Here is a 26,184-nt window from a genome sequence, read left to right on the forward strand (position 1 = left end):
CGATGGACTTCCTTCGACCGGAAACGCTCGCCGAGGCGTTGGAGATCAAGGCCGAGCGCCCCGACGCCGTGCCGATCGCCGGTGGCACCGACGTCATGGTGGAGCTGAACTACGACCACCGCAGGCCGGCCGCGCTGCTGGACCTGACCAGGATTGCCGAGCTCGGGCAGTGGGAGGACGGGCTGCGCGTCGGTGCCGGCGTGCCGTACGTGCGGATCATCGACGAGCTGGGTGCTCAGCTGCCGGGCCTCGCCATGGCCTCGCGGACCGTCGGGTCGCCGCAGATCCGCAACCGGGGCACGGTGGGCGGCAACCTCGGCGCGGCCTCCCCCGCGGGTGACACGCACCCGGTGCTGCTGGCGTCGGACGCGGTCATCGAGGTGGCCTCCGTGCGCGGGACGCGGATGATCCCGGCCGCCGAGTTCTACCTGGGGGTCAAGCGGAACGCCTTGGAGCCGGACGAACTGATCGTGGCCGTCCACCTGACGCCTGCCAAGGGGCCACAGCAGTTCTCGAAGGTCGGCACGCGCAACGCCATGGTGATCGCGGTGTGCTCGTTCGCGATCTCGCTGTTCCCCGAGGAGAACCGGGTGGGCGCAGCGGTCGGGTCGGCCGCTCCGACGCCGCGCCGGGCTCCCGAGGCCGAGGAGTTCCTGGCCTCGGCGCTGGACTTCAAGAACCCGAAGCCGTTGCTGGACTCGGTGAAGCGCGAGTTCGGCGAACTGGTCTCGCGGGCCGCGTCACCGATCGACGACGTGCGCGGGTCGGCGGCCTACCGCAAGCACGCACTGGCCGTGATGGCCCGCAGGACGCTGGGCTGGGCGTGGCAGGAACTTCTGGACGGGGAGCAGCAATGCGCGTGAACGTGACGGTCAACGGCGAGCAGCGGCAGGCCGACGACGTGTGGGAGGGCGAGTCGCTGCTGTTCATGCTGCGTGAGCGGCTCGGGCTGCCCGGTTCGAAGAACGCCTGCGAGCAGGGCGAGTGCGGTTCCTGCACGGTCTACCTGGACGACGTGCCGGTGTGCGCGTGCCTGGTCGCGGCCGGGCAGGCGCAGGACCGTTCCGTGCGCACGGTCGAGGGGCTCGCCGAGGGCGATCAGCTGGACCCGGTGCAGGAGGCGTTCGTCGAGGCGGGCGCCGTGCAGTGCGGGTTCTGCACGCCCGGTCTCGTGGTGCAGGCGCACGACCTGCTGGACCGCGTGCCGAACCCGTCCGACCCGGAGATCCGCGAGGCGCTCGCCGGGAACCTGTGCCGCTGCACGGGTTACGAGAAGATCCTGGACGCCGTGCGATTGGCGGCGTCGCGCCGATGATCGTCCTCGACCGCTGTGCGGTGTCCACCGTGGACTCGGCCGGGACCGAGCACCTGTCCGGTCACGTGGTCGTGGCCGACGGGCGCATCCAGTCCGTCGGTTCGGGCCCTGCGCCTCGGCCGTACGAGTCGCACACCTACGTCGACGCGTCGTCGTGCCTGGTCACGCCGGGGCTGATCAACACGCACCACCACCTGTACCAGTGGGCGACGCGGGGTCTCGCGCAGGACGCGACGCTGTTCGAGTGGCTGACCACGCTGTACCCGGTGTGGCGCGGGCTCGACGACACCGTGACGCACGCGGCGGCGTCCGCGGGCCTCGCGAAGCTGGCGCTGACCGGCTGCACGCTGGCCGCCGACCACCACTACGTCTTCCCGTCCGGCGGCGGTGACGTGTTCAACGCGCTCGTGTCGGCGGGGCGGCGGATCGGGATCCGGCTGGAGGCGATCCGCGGGTCGATGGACCGCGGCGAGTCCCAGGGCGGACTGCCGCCGGACAACCTGGTCGAGGACACCGAGGCCGCGCTGGTCGCGACCGAGCAGGCGATCGGCGACTACCACTCGACCGCTGACGACGCGCTGGTGCGGGTCGCCGTCGGGCCGTGTTCGCCGTTCTCGGTGTCGAAGGAGCTGATGACCGGGGCTGCTTCGCTGGCGCGCCGGCACGGCGTCCGGCTGCACACGCACCTCGCCGAGACGCTGGACGAGGAAGAGCAGTGCCTGGCGGAGAACGGGTGCACGCCGACCGAGTACGCCGAGCAGCTCGGCTGGCTGGGTTCGGACGTTTGGCTCGCGCACACCGTGCACCTGAACGCCGACGCCGTGAAGCGTCTCGGGGCGACCTCAACGGGTTCCGCGCACTGCCCGACGTCCAACGGGCGGCTGGGCACCGGGATCGCGCCCGTTCGCGACCTGCTGGACGCGGGTGCGCCGGTCGGGCTCGGGGTCGACGGCGCGGCGTCCAATGAGGACGGTGGGCTGGTCGTCGAGCTGCGTTCGGCGCTGTACCAGGCCCGTCAGCGTGGTGGGCCACGTGCGCTGGACGCTCGCAAGGCGTTGTGGATGGGCACGATGGGCGGAGCGCAGGTACTGGGGCGCGACGACTCGCTGGGCTCGATCGAGCCGGGCAAGGTCGCGGACCTGGCGGTGTGGGACCTGTCCGGAATGGACTACGCGGGTATCGCGGACCCGGTGGCGGCGCTCGTGCTGGGCACTCCCCCGCCGTTGAAACTGTTGATCGTGGGCGGCCGGGTCGTCGTGCAGGACGGGGTCCTGCTGACGGCGTCGACCGACGAGCTGGCGCGTGACCTCTCCGCTGCCAGCACCAAGCTCCAGGAGGCTGCGCGATGACCCTCACTCCCGCCGAACTGACCTCCGCGGTGTCGGGTGGCATCGGGACGTCGCCGCAACGCCCGGACGGCAACCTGAAGGTGCGCGGCGAGTTCGCCTACGCGTCCGACCTGTGGCACGAGGACATGATCTGGGGCGCGACCCTGCGCTCACCGCACCCGTACGCCCGCATCACGTCGGTGGACATCACCGAGGCGTTGAAGGTGCCGGGCGTGTACGCGGTGCTGACTGCTGACGACGTACCCGGCCGCAACCTGTACGGGTTGGAGCACAAGGACCAGCCGGTGCTCGCGGTGGACGTCGTGCGCTACCAGGGCGAGCCGATCGCGCTGGTCGGTGCCGACCACCCGGAGACCGCGCTGCGGGCGATGAAGAAGATCGTCGTGACGTACGACGTGCTCGAACCCGTTGTGGACATGGAAACGGCCGTGGACGACACGCCGTTGCACCCCGGCGGGAACCTGGTGCGGCACGTGCCGATCCGGCGCGGCTCGCAGGACGTCACGGCCGAGGTCGTGGTCACCGGCCGGTACGAGGTCGGGATGCAGGACCAGGCGTTCCTCGGCCCGGAGTCCGGGCTCGCGGTGCCGGCCGAGGACGGTTCGGTCGACCTGTACATCGCGACGCAGTGGCTGCACGTCGACCGCGACCAGATCGCGGCCGCGCTCGGGCTGCCGCAGGAGCAGGTCCGGTTGACGCTCTCGGGTGTCGGCGGCGCGTTCGGTGGCCGTGAGGACCTGTCGATGCAGGTGCACGCTTGTCTGCTGGCGCTGCGCACCGGCAAGCCCGTGAAGATGGTCTACAACCGCGAGGAGTCGTTCTACGGGCACGTGCACCGGCATCCGGCCGTGCTGTACTACGAGCACGGTGCCGACCACACGGGCAAGCTCGTCTACGTCCGCACTCGCATGTACCTCGACGGTGGCGCGTACGCGTCGTCGACTCCTGCGGTTGTGGCCAACGCGGCGACGCTGGGCGTTGGGCCGTACGAGGTCGACAACGTGACCGTGGACGCGTACGGCGTGTACACGAACAACCCGCCGTGCGGTGCGATGCGCGGATTCGGTGCTGTGCAGGCAGGTTTCGCCTACGAGTCCCAGATGGACAAGCTGGCAGAGGCGCTGGGCATGTCGCCGGTGGACGTCCGGGTGCGCAACGCGATGACCGAGGGTTCCGTGATGCCGACCGGCCAGGTGGTCGACTCGGCCGCGCCGGTCGCGCAGCTGCTGAAGCTGGTGCAGGACAAGCCTTTGCCCGCGGGGACGTCGTCCGACATCCGTGAGCTGCCCGGTGGTGTCTCGAACACCACGCACGGCGAAGGTGTCGTGCGCGGCGTCGGTTACGCCGTCGGCATCAAGAACATCTGCTTCTCCGAGGGCTACGACGACTACTCGACCGCACGTGTGCGCGTGTCGATGGTCAACGGTTCGTTGGCCGCCGCTGTGCACACCGCTGCCTGCGAGGTCGGGCAGGGCCTGGTGACGATCATGCAGCAGATCGTGCGGACCGAGCTGGGCATCGAACGCGTGACCGTGCTCCCGATGGACACGACGATCGGCAACGGTGGCTCGACCTCCGCCTCGCGCCAGACGTACGTGACCGGTGGCGCGGTGAAAGCCGCCTGCGCGTTGGTGCGCGACAAGCTGGCGGGCCGCACCGACATCGGCGACGAAGTGATCGACGAGACCACCGAGTGGCGCCACCGCGCGACCGAGGCCATTGATCCCGTTACCGGACAAGGCAACGCTCACGTGCAGTACGGCTTCGCCGCTCACCGCGCGGTCGTCGACGTGGACGTCGACCTCGGCCTGGTGCGCGTCGTTGCCCTGGACTGCGCCCAGGACGTCGGCAAGGCGCTGAACCCGCAGGCCGTGGTCGGCCAGATCCAGGGCGGATCCGCCCAGGGCCTCGGCCTCGCGGTGATGGAGGAGATCCAGACCTCCGGCGGCAAGGTGCGCAACCCGTCGTTCACCGACTACCTCATCCCGACCGTGCTCGACATGCCGCCGATGAGCATCGACGTGCTCGAGCTCGCCGACCCCCACGCCCCGTACGGCGTCCGCGGCGTCGGCGAACCGCCCACCATCTCGTCGACCCCGGCGATCGTGGCGGCGATCCGCGCGGCGACCGGCCTGGCGCTCACCCGCGTCCCGGTCCGCCCGGAACACCTCACCGGTACCTGAGTTTCTGGAGTTTGTTGCTGTGAACGCACATCTGCTCGCCACGATCGACCTGGCCACCCGCAACGTGGCCTCGGGAGGTGGCCCGTTCGGCGCGATGATCGTCCGTGACGGTTCCGTCATCGCCACCGGCGTCAACCAGGTGACGCCCACGCTCGACCCCACCGCGCACGCCGAGGTCGTCGCGATCCGCGCGGCCTGCCAGGTGCTCGGTGACTTCAAGCTGACCGGCTGCACGCTGATCTCCTCGTGCGAGCCGTGTCCCCTGTGCCTGTCCGCCGCGCTCTGGGCGCGCGTGGACAAGGTGATCTACGCCGCCGACCGTGATGACGCGGCCGCGGCCGGGTTCGACGACCGGGAGTTCTACGAACTCTTCAGCAAGCCCCGCAGCGAGTGGGACTTGCCCGTGCACCAGATCTCCACAGGCGAGGACAACGCCCCGTTTACCGCGTGGATGTCACTCGCAACTCGTATCGACTACTAGGCCGTGTTTGTTCACGAGCAACCAGTACGCCGTCGGCGTTCCCCCAGAGCGCTGGCCGCGCAATAGAGGCCAAAAGCCTGCCTTGCTGACCGGAGCTGTATCTAATCGCGTTCCGGCGTTGGAACGCGCCCACCGGCATGGGAAAGGCCGTCCTTCAATGACCCAGTTACGGAGCCGACCGACGTCCTCGTCGCTCGACCAGTTCTTCCGCATCACCGAACGTGGCAGCTCGTTGGGCCGAGAAGTGCGCGGTGGCATCACGACGTTCGTCGCGATGTCGTACATCGTGCTGCTGAACCCGTTGATCCTCGGCGCGTCCGCGGACATCACCGGCGCCAAGCTCACCATCGCCGAGATCACCACGGCGACCGCGCTGGCCGCGGGGGTGATGACCGTCCTCATGGGACTGGTCGGCAACGCGCCGCTGGCGATAGCGGCCGGCCTCGGCGTGAACGGCGTGGTGGCGTTCCAGATGGCGCCGACCATGACGTGGGCCCAGGCCTTCGGGCTGGTGGTGCTGGAGGGCCTGTGCATCGTGATCATGGCCGCGTCCGGCGTCCGTGAACGCATCATCAACGCGATCCCAGAACCGTTGAAGATCGCCATCACCGTGGGCATCGGGCTCTACATCGCTTTGGTGGGACTGGTCTCCGCCGGTTTCGTGACCCGCACCCCCGACGCGGCCGGGTCGACGGTGCCGGTGCGGATGGGCCTCGACGGTCACCTCAGCGGCTGGCCGATCGCGATCTTCTGCCTCGGCCTGCTGCTGATGATCGTCCTGATGGCGCGCGGCGTGCCCGGTGCCGTCCTGATCAGCATCGTGGTGGCCACGGTCGTTGCCGTGCTGGTGAACTCCGTGTTCCACGTGCAGGGCTGGGGCCTGGTCACGCCTTCCCTGCCGTCTTCCGTGGTCAGCTCACCCGACTTCGGGTTGTTCGGCCGGGTGGACCTGTTCGGTGGTTTCGTCTCGGCCGGCGTGATCGCGGCGACGATCTTCCTGTTCACCCTGGTGTTGTCAGGATTCTTCGACGCCATGGGCACGATCACGTCCGTCGCCGACGAAGCGGGTCTCACCCGTGACGGCCGCGTGGAGGGCATGGGCAAGATCCTGATGGTCGACGGTGCCGGCGCGATCGCGGGCGGCGTCACGGGATCGGCCCCGAACACCGTGTTCCTGGAGTCGGCCGCGGGGGTTGGCGAAGGCGCCCGCACCGGCCTGGCCTCGGTGGTGACCGGCGGGTTGTTCCTGGTGGCGTTGCTCTTCACGCCGCTGGCGGCCATCGTGCCCGCGCAGGCGGCGGCCCCCGCGCTGGTGGTGATCGGCGGGCTGATGATGACCCAGATCCGCCGGATCCCGTGGCAGGACACGGACTTCACCATCCCGGTGTTCCTGACGGTGGCGATCATCCCGTTCACCTACTCGATCACCAACGGCATCGGCGCCGGCCTCGTGTCGTACGTCGTGCTGCGCATCTGCAAGGGCCGCTGGCCGGGCTGGCTGATGACCGGCCTCGCCGTGATGTTCGCCGTGTACTTCGGCGTGGATCTGATCACCGGCAAGTGACGCGGTGAGGTTCGGCCGGGCGGCCACCCGGCCGAACCTCTCCGCCCGAGGGAGGTTCGATGCGTGACCTGGCACCGACGTTGCTGTCGTGGGACCGTTTCGCGGTCGCCTCGGTGGTGGCCGTGCGCGGCAGCGCGCCCCGCCCGGTCGGCGCGGCGATGGCGGTCGGCCCGTCCGGCGAGGTGATCGGCAGCGTGTCCGGCGGCTGCGTGGAGGCCGAGGTCTACGACCTGGCGTGCACGGTGCTTTCGAGTTCGGTTCCGGCTTTGGCCACGTTCGGCTACTCCGACGACACGGCGTTCGCGGTCGGCCTCACCTGCGGCGGCTCGCTGGACGTGCTGGTGCAGCGGGACAGCCCGTCGTTGCGCGCGGCCCTTCAGGCCTCTGTGGACGGTCATCCGGTGTCGGTGTTGTTCAGCGCGGAGGGCCGCACGTTCGTCGAGTCCTGGATGCCGCCACCGCGACTGCTGGTGTTCGGCGCGATCGACCACGCCGCCGCGGTCGCCGAGATCGGGCGTTTCCTCGGCTACCACGTGACCGTGTGCGACGCACGGCCGATCTTCGCGACTCCGGAGCGGTTCCCCGCAGCGCACTCGGTGGTGGTGGACTGGCCGCACCGCTATCTGGCCTCTACACACACCGACGCATCCACGGCCGTTGTGGTGCTCACGCACGATCCGAAGTTCGACATCCCGGTGCTGCGTGAGGCGCTGTCCAGGCCGTTGGCGTTCGTCGGCGCGTTGGGCTCCCGCCGCACACATCTCGAACGCCTCGACCGCCTCCGTGCTGAGGGCGTGCCCGAATCGTCGTTGGCGCGCCTGAGGTCACCGATCGGCCTGGACCTCGGCGGCCGCAGCCCAGCGGAGACCGCCGTCTCGATCGCCGCCGAGCTGGTGGCCGTGCGGCACGGCGGCAGCGGCCTGCCGCTGTCGGTTCTGTCGACCCCCATCCACCGGACCCAGGAGAGTCATGGCACTGATCTTCCTCAACGGCGGCGGCATGAAGGACGGCCCGCTGCACTCCCAGCTGCAGGGCACGCCGATGGTGTGCCGGGCGCGCAGTGCGGCCAAGTACCGGTACTTCTCGGTGCGGGGCAAGTTCCCCGCGATGCACGAGTCGGGCTCGGCCTCGGTGGTGGGTGAGCTCTACGACCTGCCGTTGAAGATCCTGCGCGACCACCTCGTCCCGGCAGAGCCGCCGGAGCTGGAGATCGGCGTCATCGAGCTCGAGGACGGCAGCGCCGCCCTGGCCACCGTGCTGCGCGACGCGATGGTGGACGGACTACTCCAATCGGGTGACATCCAGGACATCTCGTATCTGGGCGACTGGCGGGAGTTCCTACAACGCGAGGGGTGAGGGAGCGGCATCGGGGGGTGCCGCTTGGCAAGGGGGAGTTGCCGCAGGCGGCGGGGCCAACCGAAGTGGCCCCGCCGCAGGACCTCAGTTCAACGCCGTCGCGAGACCGCCAGGTCGCCGGCCCCCACTGCCCCTGTGAGGCGAGCATCAGGGACGCCACCGTCTCAGGTTCCTCACCCAGGTCAGCTCTTTCAGCGCCGCGGCGACTCGATCCCCGGCGGCCGGGGGGCACGTCGGCGTCCCCGAGCATCGGCAGGAGCAGTCATCGGCCAGCGGGTGGTCCTCGTAACCGGGAATCAACGTCCACGCCCTCTCAACAGCCCGCGCTCGTACGCCACCGCGACCGCCGCGGCCCGGTCCGAGACACCCAGCTTCGCGTAGACGTGCAGCAGGTGCGTCTTCACCGTCGCCTCGGAGATGAACAGGGCCGCCGCCACCGCCCGGTTCGTGGATCCCTTGGCCACCAGCGCCAGCACGTCGAGCTCCCGCGCCGACAGCGGCTCCAGCGCAGGCTTCCGGACCTGCCCCAGCAACCTCGTGGCGACCGCGGGCGACAGCACGGCCTCCCCGGCGTGAGCAGCCCGGATGGCCCGCTGCAACTCGTCGCGCGGCGTGTCCTTCAACAGGTAACCGGTGGCGCCGGCCTTGATGGCGGGCAGTACGTCCCGATCGGTGTCGTAGGTGGTCAGCACCAGCACGCGACACGGGTGTGTGCGCAGGCGCTCGATGGCGGACAGCCCGTCGGAGCCCGGCATCCGCAGGTCCATCAGCACGACGTCCGGCGACAACGCCGTGACCACGGCCACCGCCTCGTCACCTGAGGCGGCCTCGCCGACGACCTCGAAGTCGGCGGCGGCGAGCATGCCGCGCAGGCCGTCGCGGACGACAGGGTGGTCGTCGACGATCACGAGCCGGATCACGCCACCCACCACCCGGTTCACCAGTCCCTCGCCACTCACGCCGGCACCCGCGCCGAGATCGCCGTGCCCGACCCCGGCTCCGACTCCACGAACAGCGCCCCCGACAACCGGTGCACCCGGTGCCTCATCGCGGGCAGGCCGAACCCGGTCGACGGGTGCGCCAGGTCGAAGCCCACGCCGTCGTCGCGCACGTCCAGCGTCACCACGTCCTCCATGTACGACAGGGTCAGGCCCACGCGGGAGGCGCAGGCGTGTTTGGCCACGTTCGCCAGGGCCTCCTGGGCTGTGCGCAGGAGGGCGACCTCGACCTCCGGGTGCATGACGCGGACGGCGCCGGTCAACGTCACCGAGACCGGCACGCCGTACACCGTGGACCAGCCCGAAGCCACCTCGTCCAACGCTTCCGGCAGCGCCGCGGAGTCCAGGGCCGGCGGGCGCAGGGCGTGCACCGAGCGGCGGGCCTCGGCCAGGTTCGCACGGGCCAGGTCGGCCGCCACCGACACGCGGCGTTCCCAGTCGTCGGCAGTGGCCGCCGAGAGCTGCGTGATGATGCCCGTCAGGCCCTGGGCCAGCGTGTCGTGGATCTCGCCCGCCAGGCGGTGCCGCTCGTCCAGCACGCCCGCCTCGTGCGCCTGCACCAGGAGCTGGGCGTGGAGGCCCTCGTTCTCCTCCAGCAGGTCCTTGCGCAGGCGGGCCTGTTCGGTCGTCACGTGGCCGACGAACGTGAAGGTGCACGCCAGCACCATGAACACGAGCAGCAGCAACCAGAAAGCGGGCCGAGTCTCCGCAGGCGGGTAGCCGCCGAACAACGACAGCGTCGCCAGCACCGCGGTGAGCGCCACCACGATGAACATCCAGCGACCGCGCAGGAGCTCGCTCGCGTAGACGTAGACCGCGTACGACACGGCGCCGAACCAGTGTTCGCGCATGCCCAGCACCGCGTAGAACACGACCATGCCACCGACGAACACGGCCATGAGCTCCACGCGGGAGCGCCACCGCGGGTGCAGCGTGACCCACCACGCCATCCACCCGTAGCCGAACGCCACCACGCCGTAGGTGAACCAGCGCTCCGACGCCGAGTGCGTGGTGAAGATCGAGTACAGCACCGTGGTCACGGTCAGCACGAAGTACGGGATCGTGCGCGCGACGAACGCGAGCCTGCGCTCCCAACTGTCCAACGCGGCCATGTCCACGAGCCACCGTTACCTAAAGTGTGAGTGAACGTGAGTCCACTGTGTTGAGGCAGTCGGCGCCTTGCGGCGTCGGCGGTGACCCGTACCAGTCGGTGCGGGTCTTCCCGTGGCAGTACCCGTTGCCCGCGTAGTGCGGGTCTTACCTGGGTTTCCAGCGGGCTCGTTTCGCGTCGCCCCGCAACTCGGGGAGGACGTCTCGCATTGCACGAGCGCGGCGAGGTTGCGCGCGGCGTTGAGGTCCCGGTCCAGGACCAGACCGCACACCTCGCAGCGGTAGATGCGCTCGGCCAGGCACAGCTTGGCTTTCACCACGCCACAGGCCGAACACGTCTTGGAGCTGGGATACCAGCGGTCGGCGACGTGCACGCGCACGCCCGACCAGCCGGCCTTGTACTCGATCTGACGGCGCAACTCGGCCATGCCGACACCGGCCACACGCCTCGCCAACCGGCGGTTACGGATCATGCCGGACACGTTTAGATCCTCGATCACCACGGTGCCGTGGGTACGCACCAGCGCCGTGGTGAGCTTGTGCAGCCCATCCCGGCGGACGTTCGCCACCCGCGTGTGTAGACGAGTGATGCGGGCCTGGGTCTTGCGCCACCGGTTGGACGGGACGCGGCGGGTACGGCGGTCCGGACCGGCACGACGCGCGGCCTGCCGCTGCAGGCGCCGCAGCTCCCCCAGCGCTACGTCGAGGTGGCGCGGGTTCGGGATGGTCTCGCCGGTCGACAGCACCGCCAGCGACTTCACCCCAAGGTCGACACCCACCACACTCTCCGGCCGTGAGGGCGCGGTGCTTGCACGGGTGATCTCCACGGAGAACGACACGAACCACCGGCCGCCCCGGTGGGACACGGTGGCGGAGCGGATGCGGGCGGTGCCGCGCTCGACGTGCCGGGCCAGCTTCCGGGTCGACTCATGCGTGCGCACGAGGCCGATGCGGGGCAGCTTCACATGCCGCCGGTCCTCGGCAAGGCCGAACGCGCCGGTGGTGAACCGGCACGACAAACCGGACCGCTTGCCCTTGAACCGTGGGAACCCGAGGCCGCGACCCTTGCGCTTACCACGCTTGGAGTCTGCCCAGTTACCCAAAGCGGCCGCGAGATCGGCCAAGCCACACGAGTAGACCTCCTTCGAGTTCTCCGCCCACCACGGAGCGACCTCGTCCTTGGCCAGGTTCCAGTCCTTGCGCAGGCTGTAGGCCGACCACCACAACGAGGGCGTCAGCTCGGCCTCGGCCAGACCACAGGTCCTCTCGGCGGCCCGCTGGTCCAGGTTCGCCTTGATCCGCGCCAGGCCCCAGTTGAACGCGCGACGCCGCCCACCGCAATGCGACCGCAACGCCTGCTCCTGGCCGGGGCCCAGGTCCAGGGCGAACCGGTACGCCTGGATCACCGACGACACCCGATCACCATACCGAACACATGTTCCCATCACAGCGAAGGGCCATCCCAGCTCACACACGAACACGCTCGACCACACATGATCACAAACCACCGAACAGTTCAGAACCTCCAGCGGACTGATGCGCCGGGCTTCTGCGCGGCCGTAACGGCTGGTCCTGCTGCTCGACGTGCCGGCGCAGCACGGTGAACGGCGCACCTGCGACCGCATTGGCGACGTACGACTCGGACCATAACCGTTGTGATGGCCGGTCGGGCCGACCTCACAGACCTGCTCCGAGTGCGCAGGGATCGACGGGCCAAAACCGCTGTCGGGCAACGCCGCCAAGAACATGCTGGCCGCGAGGCAGGCGGACTACACACACGGGCCGTGGCGCGCAGGCCCGACCAAGCGGTGGCCCGTCCACACGCCGCGCGACCCGCCCACAGCGCCGAGCGAATCCCCGCCCCCCAGTGCGGACAGCGATGTCAGTCCCAGCGGAACGTCCTGGCCGCCACAGCGCCCGCCACGAGGCTCACCAGCCCCATGACCGCGAGATGCCTCCAATCCGGCGCGGTGCCGAGCCACGCCTGTTGCAGCGCCTCCACACCGGGAGGCGAGTACGAGCCGATCGTCAATATCGCCGAGGGCAGCATGAACCGCGGCAGGTACACGCCGCCGAAGAACATCAGCAGCAGGAACACCACCGTCGCCCAGCCACCGGCCGCCCGCGCGGTCGGGGCCAGTGCGGCGATCACCAGGCCCAGCGCGAACGTCCCAGCGCCTCCCAGCACCACGGCACACGCCAGGCCGAGTGGATGGTGGGGCAGGTCGACGCCGAAAACGACGTACGCCACCACGATAGTCAGCAGCACCGACAAGATCGCCGCTCCGAAGTTGACCACCAGCTGGCCGATCAGCAACCGCGCCGGGTGCATGGGCGTCGTGGACAGCCGGCGCAGCACGCCTTTCTCCCGATACGTCGCCACGACCGTCGGCAGACGCTGCAACCCGATGAACACCAACGTGAACACGATGATCGACGACACGTAGCTGTCGATGAACCGAAGACCTCCGAAGTTCGAATCGGGCGTCCGCAAAGCCGGAATCGCCCCCAGCCCGAGCAGCAACAGCGCCGGGAACACCATGGCGAACACCGAGTTCAGTCGATCGCGAACGAACAGCCGAGCTTCCACCTCAATGATCTTCAGCACGACTACCCCCGGTCAGTTCGACGTAGGCGTCGTCCAGCGAGACCTGGTCGACGCGCAGCTGACGCGCCACGATCTGCTTGCGCGCCAGCAGAGAAGTCACCGCGTGCAGCAGGTTCTCGGACCCGCTCACCACGAGCTGCGAACCCACCGACGACACCTCGGTGACCTCCGGCAGGGCCTGCAGCAGGGCAACGTCCAACGAAGCGGACGGCACGAACCGCACCCGAGTGGCACCGTCCACACGCGACACCAGCCCGGAAGGTGTGTCCAACGCCGCGATGCGCCCGTCGCGGAACACCGCGACCCGGTCGCAGAGCCGCTCGGCCTCCTCCATGAAGTGGGTGACCAGCAGGATCGTCACGCCGGCCGACCGCACCTCCTCGATCACCGACCACGTGTCGCGCCGCGCCTGCGGATCGAGTCCCGTCGTCAGCTCGTCGAGGATCGCCACCCGCGGCGACCCGATCAACGCCAGCGCGATCGACAACCGCTGCTTCAACCCGCCGGACAGCTGCCCGAACTCCGCCTTCAGGTGCCCGGTCAGCCCCAGCCGCGACGACCAGTCGGCCGGCGACGGGTAGAACGACGAGAACAGCGACAGGGCCTCGCCCACCCGAATCCGTTCGGGCAGCTCGGACGCCTGCAGCTGCACCCCGATCGCGGACCGCACGTCACCAGGCGCCCGCCCCAGCACCGACACGCTCCCCCGGTCCGGCTTCCGCAGCCCCGCCACGCACTCGACCGTCGTGGTCTTGCCCGCCCCGTTCGGCCCCAGAATTCCGAAGATCTCCCCCTCGGCCACCTCGAACGACACCGAGTCCACCGCGACGCGGGGCCCGTACCGCTTGCCCAGCTCGCGCACTTCGACGATTGCCATGCCACCACGATCGAGCAGAACAAACAGCAAATCATCGAACAACGAGCGGCACCCTGATCAACCGATCGGTTGATGCTCCAGCACGGCCGCGCGCAATGCCGCCGCCAGTCGCGAAACGGGGTCAGCGACAGGCCCCGGCACTCGCGCGATCAGCACCCGGCGCTGCTCGGACGGCCCGCCCCGCACCGGCAGCACCCGCACGCCGGCGGGCACGACCGTGGCGAGCGCGGCCGACACCGTCGTGATGCCCAGTCCCGCCGCGACGAGCTGCAGCTTGGCCAGCCAGTCACGGGCGGTGTGCGCGACGACGGGCCGTTCGTCCAGCCCCGGCCACACGCCCATCACCAGCGGATCGCCCGGCCCGGAGATCCAGCGCTGGTCCCGCAGATCCGCGATGTCGATGAAGTCGTTGCGCGCCAACGGATGCGCCGACGGCACAGCAACGCGCAGGCTGCGTTCCGTGAGGGTGTCGATCTCCAAAGCGGGCACCTCGTCGTCGGGAGCGCGAAACGGCGGTGACGACGCGATCAACGCGACATCCAACGTGCCCGCACGCAGCGCGCGCACCAACGCCGGTGTGCTCCCCTCGCGCGTGACGACAGTGATGGATGGATGACTACGCCTCAACGCCACAAGCGCAGCAGGCACCAACCACGCACCAGCCGTGGCGAACCAGCCGAGCCTGACCGTGCTCTCGTCCTCCTCCGACAGCCCCGCAAGCTCTCGTGCGCCTGCATCGACCTGATCGACCACAACGGCCGCACGCTTCAACACGAGCCGTCCGGCCGCAGTGAGCCGCACGCCGTCATGGCGCCGCTCCAACAACACGGCGCCCGCTGCACGCTCCAAGGCCGCGATCTGCCGGGACACCGCGGACTGCGTGTAACCCAACGCGGTCGCCGCCGCGGTCAACGTCCCGCGCTCGGCCACCTCGCGGAACACCCGCAGAGCGACCAGCGACGCATCGGTGAAGGCCATGACGTCTACGCATACCCTGGTTGACATTCTTTCGCTACCCGCATGCCTCGAACCGTCCTAGCGTCGAAGCCATGACGATCGCACTGGTCACCGGCGCCACCCAGGGCCTCGGCCTCGCGCTGGCAGAAGGGCTCGCGCAACGCCTGAAGCCCACCGACACCGTCTACCTCACCGGCCGCGACGCCGTCCGGGTCGCCGCCGCCGTCGGGTCTGTCCAAGGCAGCGCACAGGTCCGCGGCGAACTGTTCGACGTGGCACAACCGAACTCCGCACACGACTTGGCCGAACAGCTGAAACAACGGCACGGCGGCGTCGACATCGTGTTCGGCAACGCCGTGATGCGCATCGGCCCGGACGACGACCCGCGCGAGATCGCCGACGAGTACACTCAGGTCAACAACTTCGGCACCACGAGACTCCTGCGGGAGTTCGCGCCACTGCTCAACGACAACGGCAGACTGCTCGTCGTGGCCAGCTCGCTCGGCACGCTCCACCACCTGGCACCAGTCCTCCACGGACGGTTCACCGCACCGTCCACTCTGGACGAGATCGACGACCAGATCGCGCGCTGGCGCGACGAGATCAAGGAGAACAGGACCGGCGCCTGGCCCGGCTTCGTGAACATCCCGTCCAAGATCGGCCAGGTCGCCGCCGTCCGCGTCCTCGCCGCCCAACGGCGCGAAGAAGACACGGAGCGCGGCATCCTGATCGCCTCGGCGTGCCCCGGAATGATCAACACACCCACGTCCGCGCTGTGGTGGGACGTCAGCACCGCCCCGACTCCGGCGCAGGCCGCGAAGGCGTTGCTGGACCTCGCACTCGACCCGGTCAAACGGGAGCACTACGGCGAGCTCGTGCGTCACGGCGAGGTGGTGCCGTTCAGCTGATGGGCTGGTCCAGCCCGTGCACCACCTGGTCGAGCAACGTCTGGATGACAGCTTCGTTGTGCTCGTTGCGCCCAGGCGTGATCATCCGCGACGTCGCTTCGACCATCGCGTGCACGAGCATCGCCCGCAGCTGCGCGCGCTGCACCCCCGCCGTGGTGAAGACACCGACCAACGGCGCCAGCAGCCGTTCGTGCTCGGCCCTGATCTGCTCGCGCGACGCGTCCGGCAGCGTGTGCGCGGACAGGGCCACCACGGCGCCGTGGCTGCCGTCGGTGATGATCGCCAGCTCGGTGCGCAGGTAGGCCTCGATCTTCTCCGGCACGGACCCGGCGCTGTTGACCGCGTCCTCCAGCTTGTCCGCCCACTCGGGCAGCGCGTCCGACACGATCGCCGCGACCAGTTCCTCGCGGGACCGGAAGTACTCGTAGAGGCTCGGCCGCGACAACCCGACGCGTCTCGCGAGCGACGCGAGCGTCAGCGCCTCCGCCCCCTCGGTCGCCACGATCTCGCGCCCGGCGTCCAGCAGGGCGCGCAAACGGTTGGCGCGGTGCTCGGCCACGGTGTCGGCGCTGATCCTCGGCACAGCGGGATCGTATCGCGCCTTGCTTTCCCGACGGGGAGTTGGAATAGTTTCCGACAGAGCGTCGGAATCAAGGAGGGCCTCATGTTCATCGCGACGAACCGCCTCTTCGTGCCCGCTGAGCGTGCGGAGGAGTTCGAGGCCCACTTCCGCAGCAACATGCGCACGTTCCTGCCCGGCGTGCCCGGTCTGCTGCGCAGCACGCTGCTCAAGCCGACGAAGGACGACCAGCCGTACGTGTCGGTCAACGAGTTCGAGTCCGAGGAGCACTTCCGCGCCTGGGTCGCGTCCGACTCGTTCCGCGAGGCGCACAAGCGCAACCGTGGCATCGCCCGGCACGTCACGGGCAACGCCGTGGAGACCTTCCAGCACGCGGAGGACATGGTCCTGCCGCAGCAGCGCACCGAGTAGACGACACCTCGCCGTCTCACAGCGTCGGAAGCAGAGCCTTCATCCGGTTGATCTCGTCGGTCTGCACGGCGATCACGTCGTCGGCCATCTCCTCGACCTGAACGTTGGTGCCGGCGCCCTTCACGTCCGTCGCCATCGTGATCGCACCCTCGTGGTGCTTGATCATCAGCTCCAGGAACATCCGGTCGAAGTCCTTGCCGCGCGCGGCTCCGAGGGCGTTGAGCTGGTCCTGCGTGGCCATTCCCGGCATCGAACCGTGGTCCTCGTGCCCACCCGCCGCGCTGAACGTCCGCTGCCACTGCTTCATGGCACCGATCTCGGGCTCCTGACTGAACCGGATGCGGTCTGCCAGGCCTTTCACGGTCGCGTTCTCCGCGCGGTCGGGCGCGAACCGCGTCATCGCGAGCGCCTGCTCGTGGTGGACGATCATCATCGCCACGTACTTGCGGTCGGCGTCGTTCGGCGGCGGCGGAATCGCGCGGGAAGCGTCCGACGGTGACAACGTCTGCGCCGAACCCCCCGGTGTGTCCGGCGCGATGATCGGCGCTGCATCAGGCTCCGATGTACAGCCCGCCAACAGGGCGAATGCCGCCACGATGACCACAACCCCAGAACGCATGGACCGGACAATACCCTCCGAAAGACGCTGGCCCTTAGCAAGGCGAAAGGGTCATACTCCCCCCACCAACCCGTACTGAGGGGGTAAAGCTGTGACTTCACGCGCAACGGCCCGGCGGCGCAGAACGCCGTTCGCGGTTCTGGGGGCGCTCGCGCTGACGCTGTCGACGTTGACCGCGCCCGCGTTCGCCGAACCCGACCTGCCGTCCGACGGCGCTGGACTGAGCGAGGCTCAGCTCGAGGCCCAGGCGGAACCGGTCAACGGCATCCCGGGTGAGAACGAGATCAGCCGCAGCCGCAACATGGTCCTGGTGTCGCACCTGGACAAGGTGGCTCCGCTCGACCAGACGCAGACGGACATCGCGTTCCAGGGCAACTACGCGTTCGTCGGCAACTACAACGGCTTCACCATCTACGACATCCGCAACCCGAGGTCGCCGAAGATCAAGAGCTCCGTGCTCTGTCCCGGCTCGCAGAACGACGTCTCGGTGTACGGGAACCTGCTGTTCCTGTCGACCGACTCGTCGCGCAACGACAACTCGTGCAACAGCGTGTCCCAGCCGGCGACCGAGAAGTCGTCGTGGGAAGGCATCAAGGTCTTCGACATCAGCGACAAGTCGGCGCCGAAGTACGTCGCCGCCGTCGAGACCGACTGCGGTTCGCACACCCACACGCTGGTGCCGGCCAAGGACAAGAAGAGCCTCTACCTCTACATCTCGTCCTACTCGCCGAACGCCACGTTCCCGGACTGCCAGCCGCCGCACGACAAGATCTCGATCGTCAAGGTGCCGGTGCGCAACCCGGCCCAGGCGTCGCTGCTCAAGGCCCCGGTGCTCTTCCCGGACGGCGGCAACAAGGGCAAGTCCGGCACCATCGAGACCGGCTACGTCACGGCGACCTCTGGTTGCCACGACATCACCGTCTACCCGCAGCTCGACCTCGCGGCCGGCGCCTGCATGGGTGACGGTGTCCTCTGGGACATCTCCAACCGGGAGAACCTGGTGGAGATCAACCGCGTCCAGGACGACGAGCACTTCGCGTTCTGGCACTCGGCGACCTTCAACAACAACGGCACCAAGGTCGTCTTCACCGACGAGCTCGGTGGCGGTGGCGCCGCGACCTGCAACGAGAAGATCGGCCAGACGCGTGGTGCCAACGGCATCTACGACATCGTGGGCAAGGGCAAGGACCGCAAGCTGGTCTTCAAGTCCTACTACAAGATCCCGCGCATGCAGGCCGACTCGGAGAACTGCGTCGCCCACAACGGCTCGCTGATCCCCGTGCCCGGCAAGGACATCATGGTGCAGTCCTGGTACCAGGGCGGCGTCTCGGTGTGGGACTTCACGAACTCGAGCAAGCCGCGTGAGATCGGCTTCTTCGAGCGCGGCCCGATGCCGAACAAGGCGGGCGGCGGCACGTGGTCGACCTACTGGTACAACGGCTACATCTACTCCTCGGAGATGGGCCGCGGCTTCGACGTCATCGACATGCGCGACCCGCGCACGTTCGTGGCGAAGTTCTTCCGCACGAACGAGCTGAACGTGCAGACCCAGGGCAACTTCTACCGCGGGTAGCAGCTGTCCGGATCAGCGCGGCTGTCGTTTCTCGGCAGCCGCGCTGATCGCTGTCAGGACCAGAGTGACCGCGACACCACCGAAAACGGCCCAGATCGGCGAGCCGACGTCCAACGCCCACGCGGCGACGACGGCGGTGAGGCCGTAGCCCGCACCGGTCACCGCGTACATCATCGAGAACCCCGCGGCGTGCGCGCCGACCGGAAGCCGTTCGCGCAACGCCAGACTCCGCGTCACGAGCACGCCGGACTGGAACAACCCGGCCGCCAGCAACGCACCCGCGATGCCCGGCAGGTTCGGGAACAACGCCACCGCACCCACACAGGTCGCGGTGATCACCAGCAGCACGAGTCCCTGGGTGCGCAACGATCCCGGCCACGGCCGCAACCCGTACAGCACCGCACCCAGCGCGCTGCACGCCGCGAACCCCGTGAGCAGCGGCCCGGTCCAGCCGATGCCGATCCCCCGGTGCTCCAGCAACGCCGGCAGCACCAGCTCCGCGACCGCCAGCTGCGCCAGAGCCGCCGCGCTCACCAGGTAGATCGGCCACGCAGACACGACCACGCGCACCTTCGCCGTGCCGGAGCGGGACGTCACGTGCCCGCGCGGCAGGATGAACACCAGCCACGCCGCGACGACGATCAGGCTGACCGACACCACAACGGGCGCACGCCGGTCGACGCTCAACGCCAGCACGGTGACCAGCGCGGGCGCCACCGCCCACACGACCTGCGTGATCATGGCGTCGAAGCCCATCGCCTTGGGCACCAACGAGTCCGGCACCAGCCCGAGCAGCATCGCGCGCAGTCCACCCGGCGTCGTCGACGGTCCGGCGCCCGCGATCAGCGCCGCCACCACCAGCACCGTCGTGTTCGTCGTCAACGCCAGCGTCGTGAACGCACCCGCGCCGACGACCAGCCCCGCGCTGAGCTGCCCGCGCATCCGTGACGGGTCGAGCAGGAGCCCCAGCAGCGCCGCGCCGAGGATCTCCCCCAGCACGTAGACCGCCGTCAGCGACGCCGCCAGCACGTAACCGCCGGGCAGGTCCCTGGTCAGGAACACCATCATCAGCGGCGTCATGGACATCGGTAACTTGGCGGCGACCGTCACCACGGCGCACGCGAGCACGTCCCGGTTCGCGAGGTCGCGGTAACCGGCAGCGGAGATCGTCACTCGCTCATCTCCTGGAACAGCGTCAGCTGCAGTCCGGCGGGTGCTTTCAGCCGCGCGTTGAGCGAGTTCCACGGCGTGCGCGTGGGTTCCGCGATCACCTCGGCGCCCGCGGCTTCCAGCTCACGGGTGGTGCTTTCGGAGTCGGCCACCTCGAACGCGACCCGGATGTGCCCGGCGACGCGCTCACCCACCTCGACCTGGTCGATGAACTCCGCGTGCGGCGGATCGGTGATCTCCAGCGTGGCCCTGCCGGCCTCCAGGATCGTGACCCGCCCGCCGTCGGACGCGAACGCCGCCCGTTGCTCGAGGCCGAGCACGTCTCGGTAGAAACGCAGGGCCTCGTCGTAGTCGGCGGCGGTGACGACTAGGCGGAGTTCACGAACACCGGTCATGCGACGATCATTTCACCACCGGTGTCAGAACTGAGCGAAACGCCGCAGCCTGACAGGATGGCGCGCGTGCTGAACGGACTCGACCAGGTGGACTGGGCTCGCCTGACCCACGCGTACGGCCCCGCCGACGACGTGCCGGACCAGATCCGCGACCTGGTGTCGCCCGACTGTGAGCGCCGCCGGAAAGCGCTGTGGGCGTTGAACGGCAACATCTACCACCAGGGCACGGTCTACGAGGCCACGGCGCACGCGGTCCCGTTCCTGCTGGAGGTGCTGACCGCGCCGGAGTGCGACGAGCAGCCGCAACTGCTCGAGCTGCTCAGCGGGATCGTCACCGGGTTCGACGAGATGTGGCTGCCAGGGGGTCTGCCGATCGCCGACCACCGCGCGCAGGCCGAGGGTGGCGAGGCCGTCCTGGCGGCGGCACCCCGGCCCGGCGACGACGACTTCGACGAGGACGAGGCGGACTACGAGTACGTCGAAGGTCTCTCCGACGACGACCAGCGGCGGATGTTCGCGCACATCTGGGTGCGGGCGCTGGCGACCGTCACCGGAGGGGACGACGAGGGCGTCGTGGCAACGACAGGGTCCCGTTCCTCGGCGGCAACCTCGCGGCGTACGCGGGCAGCGTGCTGCGGCTGACCGGCGACCGGCACGCGGGTCGGACGTTCGACGCGCTGGAGGACTACACCTCGACGCGCTGAGGCTGCCCCTGCACCAGCCGGGTCGCGACCACGACGACCGCCGCGATCCCCGCCGTCACGTGGATCGGCGCCGGCCCGAACGTCGCAGCGAGCACCGCGACCGAACCCAGCGGCAGCAGGTACTTGCGCAGCCCGGCCTGACCGGGGCAGTCCTGCACGTACCAGACGCACACGAAGAAGATCGCGAGCGGCACGGTCGTGAACGCGGCGACCGTCGTGCCCGGTGCGTGCGAGAGGTGCAGGTCGTAGTCGACGGACGCGGCGAGCCCGGCTCCGAGCGCGGCGATCGAGCCGAGGACGAGCAGGTGCGCGTAGCCCCAGAGGAACGCCTTCTTCATGTTGTGCAGGTGGGTGGGCGCCTCGAAGTAGATCCACCACACCGAGAACACGATGATCAGCGACGCCGCGGCCAGCGAGATCAGGTTGACGCCGCTGTCGAAGCCCTTCTGGAACGCGAGCGTCGCCGCCAGGATCGACTCGCCGAGCACGATCAGCGTGAAGAGGCCGTGCCGTTCGGCGATGTGGTGCGGGTGCCACGTCGTGGCCGCGGCGCGCTCCGCCCACACCGGCACCAGCAGCTCGCCGATCATGAAGACCACCCACAGCGGGAACTGCAGGCTCGGCGGCGCGACGAGGACCCACAACACCCAGAGCACCTGCATGCCGGCGATCCCGGCGGCGTAGCGGCGCGTGCAGCTGCGGTGCGAGGGGTTGTCCCGCGACGCCCTCAGCCAGTGCGCCACCATCGCGAGGCGGATGACGACGTAGCCGCCGACGACGATCCGGTAGTCCTGCCGCTCGAAGACGGCCGGGATGCCCGACGCGATGACGAGCACACCGGCGATCTGGAACATCGTGATGATCCGGTACAGCGTGTCGTCGTTGTCGAACGCGCTGGCGAACCAGGTGAAGTTGAGCCACGGCAGCCACAGCGCGAAGAACGCCATGCAGAACGCCAGCAGGCCGGCGCCGGCGTGGTTCTCCGACACCGCGTGGTGCAACGAGGCGGCGGCCTGGGCGACCGCCACCACGAAGCTCAGGTCGAACAACAGCTCCAACGGCGTCGCGACCCGGTGGGCCTCCGCCGTGTCGCGCGCGAGGAGCTTTCTGATCATCCCGGTACCACCATGATCCTTGATTCGCTGAGGTCGAGCGCGACCCGCGTGCCCGGCTGGTACGCGGAAGCGGCGTTCGACGGCTGGTCGATCCGCAGCACCTGCTCGCCGACCCTCACCGAGATCCGCGTGACCGGCCCGAGGAACGACTGGGTCAGCACGTCGCCCACGATCTTGCCACCGGAGTCGCCGTCGTGTGCGGAAACGCCGATGTCCTCCGGCCGCACGATGACGCGAACGTCGCTTCCGGACGGTTGGTCGTGGGCGGCGGGCAGGGTGACGCCGTTGATGACGACGGTCTGCCCCTCCGCCTTGGCCTCGACCGAGTTCGTGACGCCGACGAACTGCGCCACGAACGCCGTCTTCGGTTCCCGGTAGACGACGGACGGGGTGTCGAGCTGCTCCAGCCGTCCGTGCGACATGACGCCGACCCGGTCCGAGACGGCGAGCGCCTCCTCCTGGTCGTGCGTGACGAACAACGTCGTCATGCCGAGCTCGGTCTGGATGCGGCGGATCTCGTCGCGCAGGCTCACGCGGACCTTGGCGTCCAATGCGGACAGCGGCTCGTCGAGCAGCAGCACGCGCGGCTGGATGGCCAGCGCACGCGCCAGCGCGACCCGTTGCTGCTGACCGCCCGACATCTGGTGCGGGAAGCGGCCGCCGAGGTGCGCCAGACCGACGAGTTCCAGCAGCTCCCCGGCCTTCTTGGCGTCGGCCTTGCGCATCTTCAGGCCGAACGCGACGTTCTGCGCCGCGGTCATGTTCGGGAAGAGGCTGTAGGCCTGGAAGACCATGCCCATGTCCCGCCGGTTGGCCGGCACCTTCGTGATGTCCTTGCCGCCCACCGTGACCGTGCCGGAGTCGGCGGTCTCGAAGCCCGCGACGATGCGCAGTGCCGTCGTCTTGCCGCAGCCTGACGGTCCGAGCAGGCTGACCAGCTCGCCTTCCGCGAGGTCGAGGTCGAGACCGTCCAGCGCGGTGTTGCCGCCGAAGGACTTGCGCAGTCCCTTGAGTTCCAGGTGGCCCATTGTCTCAGTTACTCCCCAGCGATACTTCTTCTTCGGCAACGGTCTGACGGCGCCGCTGGCCGACATAAGAGAGTGCGAACAGGAGGACGAACGCGAAGAGCAGGCACAGCAACGACACCGCGATGGACACGCCCGCGTTGCGCTTGCCGAGCAGGTTGACCTGCACCTGCAACGTGTCGAAGTTGAGCAGCGACGCGATGGTGAACTCGCCGAGCACCAGGGCGACGCTGAGCAAGGACGCACCGATCAGTGCCACGCGGATGTTCGGCACGACGACCTTCCACAGCACCGTGAACCACGACGCGCCGAGGCTGCGCGCGGCTTCGGCCAGCGTCTTCAGGTCGATCGCGGCGAGTCCGGCGTCGATCGCGCGGTAGGCGAACGGCAGCACCAGGATCGTGTAGGCGAAGGTCAGCGTCAGCGGTGAGTCGCCGAGGAAGTAGTTCACCCAGGCGTAGAGCGGCGCCATGCCGACCACCAGCACGATCGCGGGGATCGCGAGCGGCAGCAGGCACAGGAACTCCACGAGCCGCTGCAGCTGCGGGAGCCGCAGGCGGATCCACGCCATCGTCGGCACGAGCAGCACCAGCATCAGAACCGCTGACGTGACCGACAGCAGCAGCGAGTTGACGAGCGCCTCCATCAGGCCCTCGTCGTCGACGATGGACGTCCACGACTCCAGGCTGCGGCTGCCGCCCTTGCCACGCGTGGAGAACTCCGCCATCGCGATCAGCGGCAGGATGAAGTAGACGCCCAGGACCAGCAGGACGATCGTGCGCAGGACGCGCTGCTTCACTAGCGAACCCACTTGGCCACCCTCCGCTGCAGCAGCACGTTGACGCCCATCGCGATGCTCACGACGATCACCATGCCGAGGCCCAGCGCCTTGCCCAGGTTCTCCTGGCCGAGCACGACCTCGCCGGTGAGGAAACCGCGGATCTGCAACGGCACGATCGGGCTGCCCTGCGAGACGAGCGCGGCGGCCGTGGCGTAGGCGCTGAAGGCGTTGGCGAACAACAGGAGCAGCGCGCCGAGGAACGGCGGCGTGAGGATCGGCCCGCCGACGTGCCGCCAGTACGTCCAGCTCGTGCCGCCGAGGCTCGCGTTGGCCTCGCGCCACTGCGGCCTGAGCCCGTCGAGCGCGGGCAGGAACACGATGACCATCAACGGGATCTGGAAGAACGTGTAGACGAGCGTCAGGCCGGGCAGCTCGAACAGCCAGGCGCTGCCGGCGAACAGGTCGATGCCAACGTTGTCACGCAGGAACTTCGTGACGAGGCCCTCGAAGCCCACTGTCGCGAGGAACGCGAACGCCAGTGGCACGCCACCGAACTGGGCGAGCACACCGGAAGCCGCGACGACGACCCGGCGCAGCATCCCGTCCGGGTTGCCGGCCGCGATCGCCCACGTGAGCAGGGCACCGAAGATCGCGCCGATCAGCGCGGTGAGCGCCGAGAGTTCGATGCTGCGCACGAAAGCGTCGAAGACGACGCCGGTGAACAGAGTTGAGAGGTTGTCGAGGGTGAACCCGCCTGCCGAGTCCTGAAAGGCCCCGACCAGCACGAGCACCGTGGGGTAGACGAGGAAGGTGCCGACGAACGCGAGGAACGGCACCGCGACGAGCCAGGCGGCCGCAGATGGCCGACCGGCGGCCCCACTCTTGCGAGTGGAACCGCCGGGGGCTGCCGCTACAGGAGCGACTGAGGTCATCCGATGGCCTGCGCCCAGGTCGCGGTCAGGACGGCCTTGGCCTTGTCGGCCTGCGCCTGCGTCTGGAACACCTGCTTGCCCTCGGTCTTGGGCAGCTTGTCCTTCGCCGCCTTGTCCGCCTTGTCACCCATCTTGTCCAGGCGCACCGGGCGGGACATGCCCTTCAGGTAGAGGTTCTGGCCCTCATCGGAGTAGAGGAACTCCTGCCACAGGCGCGCGGCCGCGGGGTGCGGCGCGTCCTTGCTGATGGCCTGGTTGTAGTAGGCACCGATCTGCGCCTCGGCCGGAACGACGACCTTCCAGTCCATCTTGCCCTTGAGCTTCTCGGTCTGGGCGGCGTTGGTGTAGTCCCAGTCGATGACGACCGGCGTCTGCCCGGACTCGATCGTCGCGGGCGACGGGTCGACCGGCTGGAAGTTGCCGGCCTGCTTGAGCTGCTTGAAGAACTCGACGCCCGGCGCGATGTCGTCGGCGGAGCCACCGTTGCCCAGGGCCGCCATCATGACGCCCGAGAACGCGGCACCGGCCTGCGTCGGGTCGCCGTTGAGCGCGACCTTGCCCTTGTAGTCGGGCTTGAGCAGGTCCTTGACGCTCGTCGGCGCCGGCACCTTGGCGGCGTCGTACCCGATCGACATGAAGCCGCCGTAGTCGCCGTAGTAGAGGCCGTCCGAGTCCTTGAGCTCAGCGGGGATGTCGTCCCAGGTGCTGACCTTGTACGGCGCGAACAGGTCCTTGTTGGCCAGCGCCACGTTCAGGCCGAGGTCGAACACGTCGGGCGCGCGGTCGTTGCCCTTGAGCTGCTTGGCGGCGTTGATCTCCTCCTGGCTGGAGGCGTCCGGCTGAGCCGAGTCGACCTTGACCCCGTACTTGGCCTCGAACGCCTTGATGATCTCGCCGTAGTTCGCCCAGTCCGGGGGCAACGCGATGACGTTGAGCTTGCCCTCCTTCTTGGCGGCCTCGACCAGCTTGTCCATACCACCGAGCTCACTCGCCGACTTGGCGGTCCCGGCGGCACCGGCCGGCGTCTCCTTGGCGGGCGGGGCGCCACAGGCTGCCACCGCAAGCACCAACGCGCCGACACCGATCAGTTTCGTGGTGACGTTCCCTCGCTTCAGCACAGGCGGAGGATTCGCGCGGACAGCTTTCGTTGTCAAGCCAGCCGCGCCGGTTGAG

The 26,184-nt window shown here is 69.0% G+C and carries 27 protein-coding genes; 12 read left to right on the forward strand and 15 right to left on the reverse strand.

Annotation, left to right across the window (positions count from 1 at the left end; genetic code table 11):
- Positions 1-2 precede the first annotated feature (2 nt).
- From ACFOWZ_RS39400 to ACFOWZ_RS39435, 8 genes are all read left to right on the forward strand, one after another.
- Entirely contained in the window at positions 3-863 is an 861-nt protein-coding gene (locus tag ACFOWZ_RS39400) for an FAD binding domain-containing protein (RefSeq protein WP_382379065.1), read from the forward strand.
- Positions 854-1,315, forward strand: coding sequence for a (2Fe-2S)-binding protein (locus ACFOWZ_RS39405; RefSeq protein ID WP_382379066.1), 462 nt, complete (start codon positions 854-856; stop codon positions 1,313-1,315). Before ACFOWZ_RS39400 ends, ACFOWZ_RS39405 begins: the two co-directional genes overlap by 10 nt.
- Positions 1,312-2,664 (forward strand): 8-oxoguanine deaminase, encoded by a 1,353-nt coding sequence (locus ACFOWZ_RS39410; RefSeq protein WP_382379067.1) that lies wholly within the window; start codon positions 1,312-1,314, stop codon positions 2,662-2,664. The genes ACFOWZ_RS39405 and ACFOWZ_RS39410 overlap by 4 nt, the downstream gene beginning before the upstream one ends.
- On the forward strand, positions 2,661-4,847 hold the full coding sequence (locus ACFOWZ_RS39415) for a molybdopterin cofactor-binding domain-containing protein (protein WP_382379068.1): 2,187 nt from the start codon (positions 2,661-2,663) through the stop codon (positions 4,845-4,847). The genes ACFOWZ_RS39410 and ACFOWZ_RS39415 overlap by 4 nt, the downstream gene beginning before the upstream one ends.
- Before the next feature lie 19 nt (positions 4,848-4,866).
- Positions 4,867-5,328, forward strand: coding sequence for a nucleoside deaminase (locus ACFOWZ_RS39420; RefSeq protein ID WP_382379069.1), 462 nt, complete (start codon positions 4,867-4,869; stop codon positions 5,326-5,328).
- Positions 5,329-5,485: 157 nt separating this feature from the next.
- Complete coding sequence (locus ACFOWZ_RS39425; RefSeq protein WP_382379070.1) at positions 5,486-6,892, forward strand: NCS2 family permease; 1,407 nt, start codon at positions 5,486-5,488, stop codon at positions 6,890-6,892.
- Positions 6,893-6,951: 59 nt separating this feature from the next.
- Positions 6,952-8,034: an XdhC family protein gene (locus ACFOWZ_RS39430; RefSeq protein WP_382379071.1), complete on the forward strand. Its 1,083-nt coding sequence runs from the start codon at positions 6,952-6,954 to the stop codon at positions 8,032-8,034.
- Positions 7,919-8,248 carry an allophanate hydrolase-related protein gene (locus ACFOWZ_RS39435; protein WP_382379109.1) on the forward strand — a complete coding sequence of 110 codons (330 nt, stop codon included), beginning with the start codon at positions 7,919-7,921 and terminating at the stop codon, positions 8,246-8,248. Before ACFOWZ_RS39430 ends, ACFOWZ_RS39435 begins: the two co-directional genes overlap by 116 nt.
- A 296-nt stretch (positions 8,249-8,544) precedes the next feature.
- On the opposite strand, the gene ACFOWZ_RS39440 is transcribed toward ACFOWZ_RS39435, so the two are convergent.
- The 6 genes from ACFOWZ_RS39440 to ACFOWZ_RS39465 all read right to left on the reverse strand — a co-directional run bounded on the left by ACFOWZ_RS39440 (position 8,545) and on the right by ACFOWZ_RS39465 (position 14,819).
- Complete coding sequence (locus ACFOWZ_RS39440; protein ID WP_382379110.1) at positions 8,545-9,168, reverse strand: response regulator; 624 nt, start codon at positions 9,166-9,168, stop codon at positions 8,545-8,547.
- Positions 9,169-9,203: 35 nt separating this feature from the next.
- Positions 9,204-10,358 (reverse strand): sensor histidine kinase, encoded by a 1,155-nt coding sequence (locus tag ACFOWZ_RS39445; protein ID WP_382379072.1) that lies wholly within the window; start codon positions 10,356-10,358, stop codon positions 9,204-9,206.
- Between the two features lie 15 nt (positions 10,359-10,373).
- Positions 10,374-11,771, reverse strand: a complete 1,398-nt coding sequence (tnpB, locus tag ACFOWZ_RS39450) for an IS607 family element RNA-guided endonuclease TnpB (protein ID WP_382379073.1) — start codon at positions 11,769-11,771, stop codon at positions 10,374-10,376.
- Positions 11,772-12,238: 467 nt separating this feature from the next.
- A complete protein-coding gene (locus ACFOWZ_RS39455; protein ID WP_382379074.1) occupies positions 12,239-12,964 on the reverse strand; it encodes an ABC transporter permease in 726 nt (241 codons plus the stop codon).
- The gene (locus tag ACFOWZ_RS39460; protein WP_382379075.1) at positions 12,948-13,841 is read right to left on the reverse strand and encodes an ABC transporter ATP-binding protein; all 894 of its coding nucleotides are present in this window, start codon (positions 13,839-13,841) and stop codon (positions 12,948-12,950) included. Before ACFOWZ_RS39460 ends, ACFOWZ_RS39455 begins: the two co-directional genes overlap by 17 nt.
- A 57-nt stretch (positions 13,842-13,898) precedes the next feature.
- Complete coding sequence (locus ACFOWZ_RS39465; protein WP_382379076.1) at positions 13,899-14,819, reverse strand: LysR family transcriptional regulator; 921 nt, start codon at positions 14,817-14,819, stop codon at positions 13,899-13,901.
- Positions 14,820-14,890: 71 nt separating this feature from the next.
- Between ACFOWZ_RS39465 and ACFOWZ_RS39470 the strand changes: the two genes are divergently transcribed.
- On the forward strand, positions 14,891-15,706 hold the full coding sequence (locus ACFOWZ_RS39470) for an SDR family NAD(P)-dependent oxidoreductase (protein WP_382379077.1): 816 nt from the start codon (positions 14,891-14,893) through the stop codon (positions 15,704-15,706).
- Here ACFOWZ_RS39470 and ACFOWZ_RS39475 read toward each other — a convergent pair.
- Positions 15,699-16,289, reverse strand: a complete 591-nt coding sequence (locus ACFOWZ_RS39475; protein WP_382379078.1) for a TetR/AcrR family transcriptional regulator — start codon at positions 16,287-16,289, stop codon at positions 15,699-15,701. The two genes, ACFOWZ_RS39470 and ACFOWZ_RS39475, sit on opposite strands and share 8 nt — an antisense overlap.
- Positions 16,290-16,370: 81 nt before the next feature.
- Between ACFOWZ_RS39475 and ACFOWZ_RS39480 the strand changes: the two genes are divergently transcribed.
- Positions 16,371-16,697 carry an antibiotic biosynthesis monooxygenase family protein gene (locus ACFOWZ_RS39480; protein ID WP_382379079.1) on the forward strand — a complete coding sequence of 109 codons (327 nt, stop codon included), beginning with the start codon at positions 16,371-16,373 and terminating at the stop codon, positions 16,695-16,697.
- A gap of 16 nt (positions 16,698-16,713) precedes the next feature.
- Here ACFOWZ_RS39480 and ACFOWZ_RS39485 read toward each other — a convergent pair whose 3' ends face one another.
- Positions 16,714-17,316: a DUF305 domain-containing protein gene (locus ACFOWZ_RS39485; RefSeq protein WP_382379080.1), complete on the reverse strand. Its 603-nt coding sequence runs from the start codon at positions 17,314-17,316 to the stop codon at positions 16,714-16,716.
- Positions 17,317-17,407: 91 nt separating this feature from the next.
- On the opposite strand from ACFOWZ_RS39485, the gene ACFOWZ_RS39490 reads away from it, so the two are divergent.
- On the forward strand, positions 17,408-18,889 hold the full coding sequence (locus ACFOWZ_RS39490) for an LVIVD repeat-containing protein (protein WP_382379081.1): 1,482 nt from the start codon (positions 17,408-17,410) through the stop codon (positions 18,887-18,889).
- Between the two features lie 12 nt (positions 18,890-18,901).
- Here ACFOWZ_RS39490 and ACFOWZ_RS39495 read toward each other — a convergent pair whose 3' ends face one another.
- Positions 18,902-20,062: an MFS transporter gene (locus ACFOWZ_RS39495; protein ID WP_382379082.1), complete on the reverse strand. Its 1,161-nt coding sequence runs from the start codon at positions 20,060-20,062 to the stop codon at positions 18,902-18,904.
- Positions 20,059-20,454 carry a VOC family protein gene (locus ACFOWZ_RS39500; protein WP_382379083.1) on the reverse strand — a complete coding sequence of 132 codons (396 nt, stop codon included), beginning with the start codon at positions 20,452-20,454 and terminating at the stop codon, positions 20,059-20,061. The genes ACFOWZ_RS39495 and ACFOWZ_RS39500 overlap by 4 nt, the downstream gene beginning before the upstream one ends.
- A 57-nt stretch (positions 20,455-20,511) precedes the next feature.
- Between ACFOWZ_RS39500 and ACFOWZ_RS39505 the strand changes: the two genes are divergently transcribed.
- Positions 20,512-21,096, forward strand: a complete 585-nt coding sequence (locus tag ACFOWZ_RS39505; RefSeq protein ID WP_382379084.1) for a hypothetical protein — start codon at positions 20,512-20,514, stop codon at positions 21,094-21,096.
- Between the two features lie 43 nt (positions 21,097-21,139).
- Here the strand turns inward: ACFOWZ_RS39505 and ACFOWZ_RS39510 are convergent, their stop codons facing one another.
- The 5 genes from ACFOWZ_RS39510 to ACFOWZ_RS39530 are packed head-to-tail and all read right to left on the reverse strand — an operon-like array spanning position 21,140 to position 26,129.
- Positions 21,140-22,273, reverse strand: coding sequence for a low temperature requirement protein A (locus ACFOWZ_RS39510; RefSeq protein WP_382379085.1), 1,134 nt, complete (start codon positions 22,271-22,273; stop codon positions 21,140-21,142).
- On the reverse strand, positions 22,270-23,301 hold the full coding sequence (locus ACFOWZ_RS39515; protein WP_382379086.1) for an ABC transporter ATP-binding protein: 1,032 nt from the start codon (positions 23,299-23,301) through the stop codon (positions 22,270-22,272). The genes ACFOWZ_RS39510 and ACFOWZ_RS39515 overlap by 4 nt, the downstream gene beginning before the upstream one ends.
- A gap of 4 nt (positions 23,302-23,305) precedes the next feature.
- Positions 23,306-24,109: an ABC transporter permease gene (locus tag ACFOWZ_RS39520; RefSeq protein WP_382379088.1), complete on the reverse strand. Its 804-nt coding sequence runs from the start codon at positions 24,107-24,109 to the stop codon at positions 23,306-23,308.
- On the reverse strand, positions 24,097-25,011 hold the full coding sequence (locus tag ACFOWZ_RS39525) for an ABC transporter permease (RefSeq protein WP_382379089.1): 915 nt from the start codon (positions 25,009-25,011) through the stop codon (positions 24,097-24,099). Before ACFOWZ_RS39525 ends, ACFOWZ_RS39520 begins: the two co-directional genes overlap by 13 nt.
- Positions 25,008-26,129, reverse strand: a complete 1,122-nt coding sequence (locus ACFOWZ_RS39530) for an ABC transporter substrate-binding protein (protein WP_382379090.1) — start codon at positions 26,127-26,129, stop codon at positions 25,008-25,010. The genes ACFOWZ_RS39525 and ACFOWZ_RS39530 overlap by 4 nt, the downstream gene beginning before the upstream one ends.
- Between the last annotated feature and the right edge of the window lie 55 nt (positions 26,130-26,184).

The sequence above is a fragment of the Lentzea rhizosphaerae genome (assembly GCF_042649515.1).
Classification (GTDB): Bacteria; Actinomycetota; Actinomycetes; order Mycobacteriales; family Pseudonocardiaceae; genus Lentzea; species Lentzea aerocolonigenes.